Here is a 14244-nt window from a genome sequence, read left to right as displayed (position 1 = left end):
GTTAAAGCTGTGATTCCAGCGGCAGGAAGCGCATGATACCGGCGACGATGCGGCGGCTGATGGTGGCGTCGGGTTCGCGCCGGTATGTCCTTGTCCGCCCCTGTTCTTCCGTCATCCAGACGATGTGCCTGCCTTTGTCGATTTCCAGCTCGAAACTCATGGTGCGACGGATTTCGCCCGCGAATATCTCGTCCATGCGGGCAACCAGCGGAGCGGAGTTGAACACGACGCCCATTTCCGTATTGAGCGAGGCGGAACGCGGATCGAAATTGAGCGAACCGATATAGCCGGTCCTGCCATCGCGGGTGAAGGCCTTGGTATGCAGGCTCGCCTGTCCCGAGCCGCGCAGGGTGAAGTTCGACTGATCCGCCTGCGCGCGCAGCTCGTGCAGGCGCACCCCGCCGGAGAGAAGCGGTTTTCGATAGCGGGCATAACCGGCGTGCACGGCGGCCACATCCGTCGCGGCCAGCGAATTGGTGAGGATGGCGACCGACACGTCGTTTTCTGCGAGCTGTAGAAATATCCCCACGCCCTGTTTGCCGGGAATGAAATAGGGGGAGGTGATGTGCAGGCTGTCGCTTGCCGCCTGCATCAGCGGCAGCAGGCTTTCCATCAGGAAGTTATGACCCTTGCGGCGTTTGCCCGCCGCTTTTTCCGGCGGGTCGGCGAGGATATCCGCCGCCTCGACCCAGTGCAGACGGTCCGACATCAGGAAATGGTCGCGGCCATACTGGCTTTCGACGCGCTCCAGATAGGGTTTTGCCGCTTCGCTTTTCGGCAGGGCATCGAGTTCGCGGCGCAATCTGGCGAGTTTGCTCGGCCTGCGCGCCAATAGCGAACGCACGGGGACGGAAACGGCGCTGTTCCAGTAATCGTCGAAGATTTCCGTGGCGTCGGCGACGATCCTGCCGAAACCGAGAATATCGAAATCGTGGAAATTCGCCCGCTCGGCGGCGTCGAAATAGGCGTCGCCAATGTTGCGCCCGCCGACGATCACGGCCCGGCCATCGGCAATCCAGGCCTTGTTGTGCATGCGCCGGTTGACGCTTCGGAAGCGCAGCACCAGTTCGATGCTTCGATGCAGCATGTTTTCCCGCGCCCTGGTGGGGTTGAACAGTCGCAACTCGATATTCGGATGGCTGTCGATGGCGTGGAAGATGCGGTCGGAGATGGAGACGCCGAGATCGTCGAGCAGCAGGCGCACGCGCACGCCGCGATCGGCGGCGGCGATGACTTCGCGCATCATCAGCCGTCCGGTCAGGTCGGCATTCCACATGTAATACATCAGATCGAGGCTGCGCCCGGCGGCACGCGCCGCCGCCACGCGCACCGCAAAGGCATCGAGGTTGGAATGCAGCAGGCAGAGCGCATTTTTCTCGTTCCAGCCGTTTCTTATCGATTGCCAGTGCCGGTCCAGCGTCGTTGCGTCTTCGGCAAGGGGCAGGGCGGTGGAAGGACGCTTTGGAATGGCCTTTTCCCGCTGTTTGCCGATGACGACAAACAGGCTCGGCCCGATGACCATAAGAAGAATGACGATGAAGACCGTAAATGCAGTCACTTGTTTTGATCGCTCCCGGCCCGAAGAGTATCAGGCGGGATGAAAACGCGCGAGCGGATAAAGCGTTCACGGCACCTCGTGCCATCGGCGTGAAAAAGGCGCATTTTCCACGCGCCGAAAAGGCTTGTGAATAACATAAGTGTGTGCTTATGTGTTGTCATGACAGAGAACGATATTTTCCGGGCGCTTGCCGATCCGACGCGCCGCGCCATTTTCGAAAAGCTGGCGGATGGCGCCATGAACGCTTCCGCCTTGCGTGAGGGGATCGAGATCAGCCAGCCGGCCATGTCGCAGCATCTTTCAGTGTTGCGTGGGGCAGGGCTGGTGGTCGAGAAGCGGCAGGGCCGTTTCGTCAATTATGAAGTGGATCCGGACGGGCTGACGCGCATTGCGGCCTGGCTCGGCAAATATCGCGCCTACTGGCCGCAGCGCATTGAGGCTCTCAAACTCCTGCTGAAGGATATGGACCAATGAACAGGCAGACACCGGAAGCGCCGAAAAACGGCATCGAGCTTGAATATGATCTGGACGAGCCGCCGCAAAAGGTCTGGCGCGCCATCAGCATTCCGGCGTTTCGTGAAAACTGGCTGCCGAAGGAGGCTTTGGCGGAGCCCGATGCAATCGATATCAAGCCCGGCGAAGAGGTACGCTACCGGCTGCGCGAGGATAATCCGCCATTTCTGGAAAGCACCGTCACCTTCAGGATCGCGGCGAATGCCCATGGCGGCACCAGCCTGCGCATCATTCATGACCTGCCCGTCAATACCGGCCGGATGATAAAAGCCGCCGCAAACCACAACGGTTCGCCGATCAAGCTCGCCGCCTGATCCGGAACGTTCCCCGACATTTCAACGACAGGAGTTCGCCGATGCGCGAAGCGATGCAACTCGTCCCTATGGTAGTCGAACAATCGTCAAGGGGAGAAAGGTCTTTCGATATCTATTCCCGCCTGCTGCGGGAAAGGATCATCTTCCTCAACGGTGAGGTGAACGATGCGGTTTCGGCGCTGGTCTGCGCGCAATTGCTGTTTCTCGAGGCGGAAAACCCGAAGAAACCGATCCATCTCTATATCAATTCGCCGGGCGGTGTGGTGACCAGCGGTCTCGCCATGTATGACACCATGCATTATATCCGCGCACCGGTTCATACGCTCTGCATGGGAACGGCCCGCTCCATGGGATCGTTTCTGCTGATGGCGGGTGAACCGGGCGAGCGGAGCGCCCTTCCCAATGCCAGCATCCACATTCATCAACCGCTGGGCGGTTTCCAGGGACAGGCGTCGGACATGCTGATCCATGCCGAAGAGATGCGGCAGACCAAGCACCGTATGACACGGCTTTATTCCGAACATTGCAAACACAGCTATGAAAAATTCGAAGCGGCCATGGACCGGGATTTCTTCATGACGGCGGAGCAAGCTCTGGAATGGGGCCTGATCGATCGCATTCTGGGCGTTCGTGAGAATGTCGCGGCATAAGGCCGGACGCTTATTCGGATTTCCTGCTGATATTGGCGCCCACAGGCAGGACCTCCAGACTGCGCCGGTCCAATTGTGCAAGTACCTCGCCGAAACCGAAGCGGGATGTCCAGCCCAGACCCTCTGTGGCGCGGGCGGGCGAATAGATCCGGTCAATCGTTTCAGGCAGCGCCCATCCCTTTTGCGCGAATGCGTCGGCGAGGGCCGGGGTCCGCTGCCGGAGAACGGAAGCGGCATCCTTGGCGAGGCTGTCGCAGTCATCGGCGGAAAACGGGGTGATCGCCGATATGATATAGCGCTGGAAATCGTCTCCCGCATTGGTCAGCGCCAGCACATGGGCATCGGCGACATCGCGGATATCGACACCGCGATGCAGCCTGTAGGCCGCCATCACGTCGGCGGGCTCCGGGAAACTTCTGGACATGCGAAGCACGCGCACGGCGAGATGTGGGTCCGCCATTTCCTCTAGTATCTGCTCGGCTTCGAGTTTGGTGCGGTGATAGATGCTTTTCGGCCTGGGCGGCGTCTCTTCATCGATGAAGGTGCATGACGCTGCACACACCGCGTGTCCGTAAAGCGCCGTGGTGCTGGTGAAGACCAGCCGCGGCACGCCCGCCGCCATCGCCGCTTCCGCCACCATACGGGTTCCCTCGACATTGATGCGCTGGAGTTCCGTGTCCGGGACAATGCCGACATGCGGAGCGTGGAGCGCTGCCGTATGGATCACCGCATGCTCGCAAGCTTGGGGCTGGAATCACTTCAATACTGTGATGTCTCGAGTTCCAGGGAATTGGATGAACTGCGGCGTGATGATCCTGTTCTACGGAGGCGGGTCGAACGGTTGCTTGAGGTCGAGCTATTGCAGGCGACGACAATCATCCAAGCCCGGAGGCCGGAAGTGGAAGATATTGCACGAGCCATCGCAAATCGCGGCATGGTCTGGGGACGTGAGGTGATGGATATCGTTTCTAAGCCAAAGGGGATGGGGTAGGGTGATTCACGCTGGCATGTAAAATTGCCGGGGAACTGAGCCGGTGTCACTTCTCAGTGCCAATCACTTCAGGGCGCCATGAACCTGAGAAATAGCCCGGGTCAGGACACAGCAAGCGCCATATTTGACCACTCTCTCTACAGCGAAACTTACGCTCGGTCGGTTCAAAAAAAATAGTCTTATCTTCTACGATTTCTTCGCAATCTCCTCTTTTTACTTGCTCTTCGAGCCAGGCTAAAAATCGCCGATATTCGCTTAAGCTTCTGAAGGAGGAAATTTCTTCCCAGTCACAGTTTTTCATTGTTTTATCCAGTCGGGATTCAATGGGTTGATCGATCGATCGAAATAGATTTGATTACCGCCGCCGCCGAGCGCCCTCTGTAGGGCCGCAACTCCCTCAAACAATTTCGTGCCTGGAGGCACCTCCATTTCGACTATTCACGTCGCTTTATTACCCCAATTTTGATCGAGTGCACTATCGATAACAGATTGCAAGGGCCCCCTAGGCTTTGCCGTAGTTCAGTAACCGCCTGCGGGGTTTCCATCGTCACTGATCACGCGATAGAGGGTCGTGGGCTTGATCGTCACCACTTCGTCATAGGTTCTTGCTTCTAAACGTCTGCGCGATGTCATTTGGAAGCGGCCCTTTGTTTAAGAGATTATATTTTGCTACTAACATCCTTGCTTATCGAATACTCGGTCGCCTCTTTCGACAACCACTTGCCAGCGGTTGTTTCGTAGAGTCGCAAAGCTCCACTTGCGATGACCTTCCCGGTGAGTTTGGCGCCCGATGCAACGAATGCGGGGCTTGGTGTCAGAAGAAAAACTTCATCTGCAGTTTTGATTGCTCCCGGGGTGTCACTGTAGAAGATTTTCCGGCGGAAGTCGCTGAAGCTTGTCTCGAGGAAACCTGTAACATCTGCTGCACCAAGTTCCCCGTAGATGCCACCCGCGTTGGATGGTGTTGAATTCACCTTTCAATACCCGGAAGTAGACGTTAGTGCCTCGGCGAGTTTCGTCCTTAAAAGTCGGAATTCTCATAAGTATCTGAATATTATTATTTTTTAATTATTGTTGCAGAATTGGATAGCTTGGCGCACCGCAGCCGTAGACAATCGCTGGGCGGTTTTCCGGGCTACGGTCAATTCTGGCGATCGAATTTTCTCGACTACGTGACAGTCGACCACCATATCTCTTCGAACGAATAGTATTTCTTCTTAAGAGCAGACAAGCGAACAGTAGATTGATCACCAAAGGACCTAGCAATGACATCAGTATCACAAAAGAAAATATCTCTTCCAAAGCCGTCGACTTGAACGAACTCCACGGATTCGGGGAGGGACAGGCCTTCTCCATCCAAGCATGTAATAGCTATTGGATACTTTACGCAGAGGTATAAAATTACGTCAGATCTTCTGATGAATCGCGCCCAATTTTCAATACCATTGTCATAGTCGACATCTGCACCAAAATAATTACTAATATAATTAGCCACCTCGGGGAACTGGTGCGTCCAAGAAGCGCTTTTTTTCGAGGCCTTATTTAATATAGACGAAAAATCTATCATTGTTTTGGGGTCCCAGGTGTGCCGTGTATCATTCCGGAATTCGTCCTATAGATATTCAGTATGTTTGTTGGATTCCCAGTTCCCGCGTGTACCCCGATAGGATGATCGAACGCAATTACCGCTTTATTGCCAACCCAAAGCCCTGCTTCATCTGCGTAAGCTGCAGAATCGAGAACGAGCCTCGAGTCATTTATGCTGTTGAAGAACTGGCTCTTTCCTGAGCCGATATTACCCGTCGCGTGTATGTTGTTCTGTCCGATATATGAATATTTTCCATTAGTTAGGTATCCGTGTCGTAGGTCACTCTTGATGAGTGGCGCGGTAAAGCCGGGGATTGTCAAATTTCCAGCAAGTTGAGTATTGGGGATTCCTTGAATAGCCTCTTTCGACAACCATTTTCCAACGGTTGTTTCATAGAGACGCAAAGCTCCGCTTGTGATGACTTCGCCCGTCAGTTTGACGCCGGACGCGAGGAAGGCGGGGCTTGGTGTCAAAAGGAATACGTCGTCTGCGGTTTCGATTGCTCCCGGGTTATTGCTGTAGAAGACTTTCCGGCGAACGTCGCTGAAGCTTATCTCCAGAAATCCCGTTACATCGGCTGCACCAAACTCCCCATAAATCCCTCCAGCGTTGGACGGATTGGAGGCTACGACATGTTCCAAGACGTTAACGAGCGCAATTTCACCGACCGTGTCATAGCAGAGCTCATAGATGAACATGGCGGTGGAGATTTTCGCCTTGGTCTTTTCGATCTCGAGCGACAGTGCAGCGGGATTGATCGTGAGGTCGCCGGAAAGCGCCTTGTCGAGCAGCCCTTGTAATTGAGGCACCAACGTTTCGAGTTCGGACTTCGCGTTGGAAACTGCGATCTCGGCCTGGCGCATGCCCTCGGCATTCTGTGTCTGGAATTTCACCTCGCAACCGAAGCCATTGGTTTCGCAGCCTTCCCGTCTTATCAGCGGTTCGCCTGTCGAAAAATCAAGCCTTATACCGTTTGCAATTGCGGCCTTGATTTCAGCCGGGACCTTGCTCGCCGAACCATAGAAACCAACCGCGTCGTTCCAGACACGCTGGCTTGAGACGAATTGCTGGATCTCTGGTGCCTCCATCGCCCGTGATGCTTCAGCCGGCGTCAGACCATTAGCCAACAGACGCCGATAATAATCGACATTCTCTGGGCCTTCCGCAGCGATGGCTTCCGGAATGGTGGCATTCATCGCCCTGTTGTAGTTCTGAATCGCCTTGATGTTTTCGCCGAACTCGATCAGGTTCTGCACATCGAGCTCACCCGACAGCTTGGTGTAGCTGTCCTCGGTGATTTCCTGATACTTCGAGGCATCCTTGTTGATAGAGGCAAGTAGCTGCTGGGCTGCCGCCTTGTCCGCCTCCGTCCCGGCAACGCCATCCTTATCCGCATCGCGAATGGTGACGTTCAGATCACCGGAGGCATCAAGCGTCGTGCGGGTCTCACCCTGTTTGTCCTTTTTCTCATACGAGAAACCGACAGAGTTCAGCCCACCGCCGCTCATGCCGATCGAACCGCCAACATTCTTGTACTGGTCGGTGTCCTTCAGGTCGGCCACCGTAAGCGTGCCGGTATCGAGGTTGATATCGCCATCGGTGGCTTGAAGCAGCGCACCGACCAGCGTGGCGTCTTCGGCAACCTTAATGTCGATACCCTGAGCCGCGACAATCCCCGAGCCGGAAGACCATGCCTTGAAGCCGTCCTCCTTCGAGCCGCGAACACTCCAGTCGGCCGGGTTCACGCCAACCGTCAGGCCGAAGGAGAAGCCGTCCCGCCAGCCCTGAGCCTGTGGCGAGAGGATGGTGAGATCGCGCCCGACATCGAGATCGACCGTCCTGCCGATGATGTTGCCGCCGAGAAGCGACGTATCGCGGCCCGATGTCAGCGAGACGTTTCCGGCGGCGGTGATGGAGGCATTCGTCAGCGTCTCGTCATAGCCCTTCGACTTGCCGATATCGAAGCCGATCGAGGACAGGGAGAGTTGCAGACCGAAGGAGGATGACTTGTCTTTGGCATAATCGACAAGCGCCGCCATGAGGATATCGCGGCCGGCATCGATGGTGACATCGCCGCCGGAGACCATCTTCGTGCCCTGATCCAGAATGACGTCCAGCCCGGCTTTCATGACGATATCGCCGCCAGCCGTCAGTTCGGAAATCTGGCTCTCACTCCAGCGCTGCTCGCTCTTCCAGACCGACAGGTTGATGCCAAAATTCTTGGCCGAGAAATTGCCGTTTTCGTCCGTGAACTGCGATAGTGGATTGAGGCGGTCGTTTAGTCCTTTGCCAACCGCCGCCCCACCGCCATCGATACCCAATTTGCCGAGTTCGGACGCTGGTTTTCCGAAGACGGAAGCACCGGTGGTCGCCAGATTGACAACAGCCAGCCCAGCCGCAAGTCCATTGTCGGCATTGGCAAGCGTTGCGAGTTTCGCCGTGATCGGATTGATGCCGGCAAGGCCAGACAGGATCTGGCCGCCGGAGCCGCCCTTCAGCGCAGCATCTATGCCGGCCGATCCGGGGAAGCTGAGGCCGACGTAAAAACCCTTCTCCGTGAAATAAAGCGCATCCTGCGCCGCTTCCAGCCGGATCGTGTCATCGGTATTCATCAGAAGGTCGTTGGCGGCGGCGATCTTCACACCCGTACCGGTGATCGGACCCTTGGCGTTGAGTGAGACATCATTGCCCGAAAGGCGGGTGACGGTCGTATCGACATCGTTCCACGCCTGCTTGACCGAACCCCAGCCCAGACCCTTGAAACCCCATTCCTTGTAGCGGTTCTCGACTTCCTCACTGACGGCACCCATGTGGATTTTACCGGTGGCGTCGATCGAGAGCTTGTCGAAGGCGCTGACCAGCGCGCCGTTCAGAAGAACATCGCCGGGAGCGGTTCCCTTCGCGCACAGGCTGCCACCGTCGCATACGCCGTAGCCGGCAAGGATCGAGACATCGCCAACCAACGACTGGGCACTGGCTTCTGCTGTAGTGATCTCGTTGCGCAGCACCGTAATGCCCGACAGGAAGCCGCGCTTCTTGTAATCTTCGGCGACGAAACTGTCCTTCAGCGTCTCGAAGGTTACATCGCGACCGGCCGCCAGCAGCATGTCGGTGACGGAGCCGAGTGTACCGCCGCTATTGACGATATCCCGGTCGGCGATGACGGTCAGATCCCGTCCGGCCGTGATGGATGCAACATTATAATCGGTACGCAGGGTACCGCAGGCCTTGCCGACACAACCGTCCTGTGAATCGACGGTGCGGGTGTAGCGCTCTGTTTCGTTGATCAGCGAGCCGCCGATCCTCAGATCGATGTCGCCGGCCGAGGCAAGCGTGCCGCCCCGGTTCAAAAGATCGCCATCGGTCGCCATGAACAGCGTGCCGGCCGAGATGAGGCCGCTGTCGCCGCGCCCACCGGCAAGTGCGCGGTCACGCTCATCGAGGTCGATCAGACGCTGGTTAAGGATAGAGGAGGCGGAAATCGAGGCGAGCCCGGAGGCCACAATCGCGCCGCTGTTGTTGAGCTTCCCGTCAATATCGATCAGGAGATCGTCGGCAGCGATCAGGCCGGCGCCGCGCCCGCCACGGAGCAGTTCGTCCTGCGAGGGCAGGTAAAGGCGCGGAACAAGCACCGGCTTGCCGTCGATGATGCGGGTTTCATGCCACACGATCGGCTTTTCGAGAGCAGCGCGCTGCGCCTCGGTCAAGGCCACGCCGTATTGCGCGCCGGTGCTCGCCGCGAATTCCGCAGCGTTGCGGTAAAGCTGCTCCCGTTGCTCTTCCACAGAGAGGGACGGATCGACGACCAGATGCGTACCAGCCTGCTGGCGGGCCGCCTCGGCGAGAGCCTTGGCTTCCGCGACCGGATCCGCATAGAAGGTGAGCGCCGCGCCATCTATGCGCGCCGAGCCGAGAAGGCGCGCAGCTTCGGTCGAGCCGGTAACGCGCACGAGGTTGCCGAAATCGGAGGCGTTGACGCTGTGCAGGTTTCGCGCTTCGAAAGCCCCAAGGTCAAGAGGCGGAACCGAGACATCATCGAGCACGAAGTTGACGATGCCCAACTGGCCTGCGGCACCGCCAATAGCCGAACCGACATTGCCACTGATGCCAACAGGCGTCGTGCCGCTATAATTGCCGAAACCGGAACCATCGATACCGCCGGGCGTGCCGAGGCCGTTTTGCAATTCTCCCGCCTCGATGGACACGAGGCTTCCCGAAAGCGTGCCGCGATTGGTGATCGCAGCGCCGCCGCCGATCATCAGAGAGCCGCCAGACTTTATCATGGAGCCGACACCGACCGTGGCCGTGCCGACATATGTTTTCGTGGCGTTGCCGTAGGGTCCACTTCCTACTTCGGCCATACGGCTGCCGATCATGATCACGTCGGGAATGTTGTTTGGATCGATACCGAGTGCAGCCAGATCAAGCAGACTTGCCGCGTCCGCGTATTCGATGACCTGGACGGCGCCTCCGTTTATCACGCCATCCTTGTATTTCTGTTTGCCCGAATAGGTGATCGTCACCGGAGACTTGCCCTTGGAAATGACAATCATCCGGTTGCCGCCTTCAGCGCGTTCGGCAAGCGCCGGGTCCTTAAAAACGGCGGGGTTGAATTGTGCCACGAGCCATCGCGGATCCGCACCGACCGGCGCATGAAACTTGCCCGACCCGCTATCCATGAAACTCCGGACACCGCCCCATTGCACTCGATAGTGATCGACATTGCTGGTGACCATATCGTTGAGGATACGGTTCACGTCGATGGAGAGGTCCTTGACCGCGAGGATACGACCTTCGCGGTTTTCAAGGGCGTCGCCTGAAATCGCCATGTTTGCGCCGGCGCGGATCGTTCCGGGTAGTCGAACACGAACAATCCCGGAGAACTCGTCGCGCGTGGCAGTCATCGTCCCCCAGTACCGCGCAGGGCTACTGGTGCGCTCGGTCGCATAGAGAATGCTGAGATCACCGAGCTGGTAATAGTCCTGCGCGCTGTCCGTTCCGTCCAGCGCGGTGTTGATCAGTGTCGCGGCTTTGATCTGCATGTCGGCTCCGCTTTCGATGCGGGCCGACGCGTTGGTCAGCGTTGCCAGGACCTCAATTGCAAGATTGCCTCCAGCGAATATACGACCAAGGCTGTTATCGAGATTGCCGCGAACCTCAAGGATCATGTTGCCGCTGGATTTGATTGCGGCATTGGTCCCGACATTGGCGAGCGATGCGGCCTGGGCTTTCAATCCCGCTCCGGCATGGATCAGCGCTTCGTTTGTCAGCAGGCCGCCAACCATAACGTTCAGTGTTCCGGGTGTCAGGATCGAACCAAGATTGTGCAGGTTTCCAATGACATTGGTCTCTATCGCGCCGGCATCGATTTTACCTGTGGCGCCGTTGACAAGATTGCCCTTGATATCGAGACCAAGCTTGCCGGCAACGGTAAGCAACCCGGCATTCGTGAAGGACGAGCCAAGGATGAGGTCGAGATTGCGCGCCACCAGGCGGGCAGACGAAGAGCCGGGAATATAGCTGTAAGTCTGAAGACGCAGGTTTCCTCCGGCCTCGATTGATCCGCTGTTACCAAGGCTCGTTGCCGCTGAAAGCAGGGCACCGTTGGCCGAAACGATCTGACCGAGATTGGAGAGAGTTCCGGAGAGGTTTACGGTCAATTCGCCAACGGGTACGGGGCCATTTTCTGTCTGGCGTGTCGAGCCGGCATAGATACGCCCCATCTGCTGGTTATCAAGCTTCTCAGCCGAAACTGAAAACCCCTCTCTACCTTGCAGAAGACCGGAATTCGACAAAGTCGTGTCTGCCGAAAGCGTTAGCGCGCGATTGGAAGCGATTGAACCTGCATTGTTGGTGATGCCGCGCGAGGTTAGAATGGTTATGTCGCCGTTGCTGGCGATACTTGAACCAGCGCCACTGTTGATCAGATCGGCTACAGTCAGTTCCAGATCGCCGGCGGCATGGATAGAACCGCTATTGGCAAGAAGGCCGGAAACGGTGGCACTCAGCGTCGTCTCGGAAACGAGTTTGCCGAGATTGACGAGATCACCAACGACCTTCGTCTCGATCACCTTGGCGACGATTTCGCCGCTTGCCCCATTTCGCGCACCCTGTGCCGCTTGCAGAGTCAGCGCTCCAGGCGTGGCGATCAGACCTGCATTGCGTAAGGATCCAGACAGGATGATATTTGCGTTTGCCGCAACCAACTCTGCCGCAGGAGAATTCGAAACGTAGGAAACCGCTTCCAGGCGCAGCGTGGATGACCTCGCCTGGACGACACCGTCGTTGAGGACACTTCCCGCAGTGACAATGCCGAGCGTTTCTCCACTGACCATCTGACCAAGATTGGTCAGGTCTCCAGCATCCAGCTTGATGTCTATCCGTCCTGCATGGATCTTGCCGGTTTCGAGATTGGTCAGTGCCGAGGCCGTAACCCCAAGGTCAGACCGTCCGAGCAGCAGACCGGCATTAGTGAGAGAGCCGGATGCGGCGATCTCGAAACTTCCATTGGCCTGGAGAGTGCCGAACAGGTTGGCGAGGTGACCGGACGTGATCGAAAGATTTCCATGTGTTCCGATCAATGCTGTTGCGCCGGAGTTGAGGAGATCAGCCGCCACGAGAGTGAGGTCTGCATTGGAGCTGATCGTACCGGTGTTCGTGATCGCGCCATCGGCGCTGATATCGACGGTCTCGAGTGCGCTAATCGCTCCGTTGTTGCGGAGCTCGCTTCCGAGGATCAGCACTGCCATCCGGGCAGCCAATTGGGCCCCCTGCGAGTTGGCGATATAATTTACGGCATCGAGTTCAAGTTCACCTGCTGCGGTGATCTTTCCATCGTTTGTTATGCTTCCGTTAGAAAGAAGCGTAAGCGTCGTTTCGGAGAGGAGGCTTCCCAGATTGGTGAGATTGCCTTCGGTCGTTATCCTGAGCGTCCCGGCCTTGATGACACCCGTTGCATCAACGATAGCCTGCTGAGCGTTGATCGCGAGCTGGCCGCTTGAAAGGAGTACGCCGGCATTCCTGAAGTTGCGGACATCGAACAGGCGATCGCCCGTCGTGAACACACCGGTGTTCGAAATGGCCAGATCCCGGAATGCCATCGCAAGCGCAGGATAGCCCGCGGTATCGATCCGGGTGCCGATGGTTAGCTGTTCAGCCGCATTGATGAAGACGGGAGACGTCTTTTTGAACTGGGTGCCATCACCGATCTCGACATTGGTTGCCGTGATCGAACCCTGTTTTCCCGGTTCGAACCAGGTCGATGTCAGCGTCACATCCTTCGCCCGGATGTCGATGTTCGGCGCAACAAGGGTCGCCGTGTCGGTGGCAAGTTTGTCTGTCGCACGCAGGTTCATATTGCCGACGCTGGCGATAATGCCGGACAGAGAAGCGTTACCGCCCGTTTCCACCGTCATCACACCGCCGGATTTGAGGACAGCGGCGGAAACGATGTCGGCACTCGCAACGATGGAAAGGCCGCGCCCGCCTTCTACGGTCGCCGTATCGAGCAGGGAAACATCGCGGGCAGTGATGGAGATTTCTCCCTGGGCCGCGAGATCGCGCGCAATCTGAAGCGCGCCTGCTGCACGCAGGTCGGCGTTGCCCGCTACACCGCCCGACACCATCTGAATCTGACCGGCGGAGACAAGCGAAAGTGCGCCCGGCAGGAGTGCGCCATTGGCATCGAGCGTACCAAGGGCCTGTATGTTGCCAGTCAGCGAAATACCTGTGTTCAGATCGCTGGAAAGTGCTGCAATCGATGCCGCGCGTACAACGCCTGCCGCGCTCGAAACGATTCCCTGGCCCGCGGCATCGCCGGCGATGGCCGTCGTTTTGCCCGTTGAACCATCCGTGCGATTGGAGCCGGCCTTGAGGTCGATACGACCTCGCGCATCGATCAGGCCATCGATCCGGATTGACTTTGCATCAAGCCGAATCTCGTCCGGCGACTGGCCGTCGGCGGCCGAAACACCGGTACCGGAAATGGTGATGTCGCCGGATCTGGTTTCCAGTCCCACCGTGCCGGCATTGTAGTCGATAAGCGGGATTCCGGTGGTCAGCGTCGCGCGACCGGTGTTGATAAATCCGCACCCCATGCAATCAATGCCATTGGGATTAGCCACGATCACGTCGGCCTTTGAACCAAAGACCTCTGTCACGCCATTGAGGTTGGAACGTCTGCTGCCGGTTACTTCGTTGACGATGATCTTGGCGGAGCCGCCACCGACCAGATTGGGGTTGGATTCAACCTTGCCGCCGATGATGGAGGTTCCGCCAAGCCCGGAATTGTTCAGGATCAGCCCGCGCGTATCGATATTGTACTCGCGTAATTTGTTGTGACTGACGCCGCCGCTCGAAGGCTTGACGATGTTCAGCGTCGGCGTTCCGTTGCCCGAAGACGTTACATTTGGACGAAACTCAATTGGCGCGGTCGGATCTGTGATGACCTGCGCGCTGGCGGGTGCAAATGAACCGGCGATCGTCGTCAGCACAAGGCTGACCGACGTCACCAATGCGGTCGCTTTTTTGACCAGCTTGCCCGGCTTGGACTTGCGGATCAGCACTTTGACCATCATCGTTTTCATTCGGATACTCCCACCAGCACGGGCAATTGAGTTCATGTTCGGGTA

Annotated in this window: 9 protein-coding genes; 4 read left to right on the top strand and 5 right to left on the bottom strand. The window is 57.4% G+C overall.

The features are described 5' to 3' along the window. Window position 1 precedes the first annotated feature (1 nt). On the bottom strand, window positions 2–1558 hold the full coding sequence (locus ACQZ5N_RS03015) for a phospholipase D family protein (protein ID WP_448732017.1): 1557 nt from the start codon (window positions 1556–1558) through the stop codon (window positions 2–4). Window positions 1559–1717: 159 nt separating this feature from the next. Between ACQZ5N_RS03015 and ACQZ5N_RS03010 the strand changes: the two genes are divergently transcribed. Genes ACQZ5N_RS03010 through ACQZ5N_RS03000 form a run of 3 tightly spaced genes read left to right on the top strand, consistent with a single transcriptional unit; the run spans window position 1718 to window position 3035 of the window. After that, window positions 1718–2032: an ArsR/SmtB family transcription factor gene (locus ACQZ5N_RS03010; RefSeq protein WP_003524773.1), complete on the top strand. Its 315-nt coding sequence runs from the start codon at window positions 1718–1720 to the stop codon at window positions 2030–2032. Further along, complete coding sequence (locus ACQZ5N_RS03005; RefSeq protein ID WP_003524775.1) at window positions 2029–2385, top strand: SRPBCC family protein; 357 nt, start codon at window positions 2029–2031, stop codon at window positions 2383–2385. The genes ACQZ5N_RS03010 and ACQZ5N_RS03005 overlap by 4 nt, the downstream gene beginning before the upstream one ends. A 41-nt stretch (window positions 2386–2426) precedes the next feature. Next, window positions 2427–3035, top strand: coding sequence for an ATP-dependent Clp protease proteolytic subunit (locus ACQZ5N_RS03000; protein ID WP_448732016.1), 609 nt, complete (start codon window positions 2427–2429; stop codon window positions 3033–3035). 10 nt (window positions 3036–3045) lie between these two features. Here ACQZ5N_RS03000 and ACQZ5N_RS02995 read toward each other — a convergent pair whose 3' ends face one another. After that, a complete protein-coding gene (locus ACQZ5N_RS02995) occupies window positions 3046–3762 on the bottom strand; it encodes an NAD-dependent epimerase/dehydratase family protein (RefSeq protein ID WP_448732015.1) in 717 nt (238 codons plus the stop codon). Here ACQZ5N_RS02995 and ACQZ5N_RS02990 point away from each other — a divergent pair. Continuing rightward, entirely contained in the window at window positions 3754–4026 is a 273-nt protein-coding gene (locus ACQZ5N_RS02990; RefSeq protein ID WP_448732014.1) for a hypothetical protein, read from the top strand. The two genes, ACQZ5N_RS02995 and ACQZ5N_RS02990, sit on opposite strands and share 9 nt — an antisense overlap. A 46-nt stretch (window positions 4027–4072) precedes the next feature. On the opposite strand, the gene ACQZ5N_RS02985 is transcribed toward ACQZ5N_RS02990, so the two are convergent. From ACQZ5N_RS02985 to ACQZ5N_RS02975, 3 genes are all read right to left on the bottom strand, one after another. Then, the gene (locus ACQZ5N_RS02985) at window positions 4073–4327 is read right to left on the bottom strand and encodes a hypothetical protein (RefSeq protein WP_448732013.1); all 255 of its coding nucleotides are present in this window, start codon (window positions 4325–4327) and stop codon (window positions 4073–4075) included. A gap of 358 nt (window positions 4328–4685) precedes the next feature. Beyond that, window positions 4686–5000 (bottom strand): hypothetical protein, encoded by a 315-nt coding sequence (locus ACQZ5N_RS02980; protein ID WP_448732012.1) that lies wholly within the window; start codon window positions 4998–5000, stop codon window positions 4686–4688. Window positions 5001–5589: 589 nt separating this feature from the next. Then, window positions 5590–14199 carry a two-partner secretion domain-containing protein gene (locus ACQZ5N_RS02975; RefSeq protein WP_448732011.1) on the bottom strand — a complete coding sequence of 2870 codons (8610 nt, stop codon included), beginning with the start codon at window positions 14197–14199 and terminating at the stop codon, window positions 5590–5592. Between the last annotated feature and the right edge of the window lie 45 nt (window positions 14200–14244).

The organism is Agrobacterium sp. 22-221-1 (assembly GCF_053522445.1).
The sequence above is the reverse complement of the archived record's forward strand: the minus strand, read 5'-3'. Positions and strand labels throughout refer to the sequence as shown.

Coding starts and splice junctions, on each gene's coding strand:
- ACQZ5N_RS02975 (WP_448732011.1), bottom strand. CDS start 14,199: ATGAAAACGATGATGGTCAAAGTGCTGATCCGCAAGTCCAAGCCGGGC.
- ACQZ5N_RS03000 (WP_448732016.1), top strand. CDS start 2,427: ATGCGCGAAGCGATGCAACTCGTCCCTATGGTAGTCGAACAATCGTCA.
- ACQZ5N_RS03010 (WP_003524773.1), top strand. CDS start 1,718: ATGACAGAGAACGATATTTTCCGGGCGCTTGCCGATCCGACGCGCCGC.
- ACQZ5N_RS02990 (WP_448732014.1), top strand. CDS start 3,754: ATGGATCACCGCATGCTCGCAAGCTTGGGGCTGGAATCACTTCAATAC.
- ACQZ5N_RS03005 (WP_003524775.1), top strand. CDS start 2,029: ATGAACAGGCAGACACCGGAAGCGCCGAAAAACGGCATCGAGCTTGAA.
- ACQZ5N_RS02985 (WP_448732013.1), bottom strand. CDS start 4,327: ATGAAAAACTGTGACTGGGAAGAAATTTCCTCCTTCAGAAGCTTAAGC.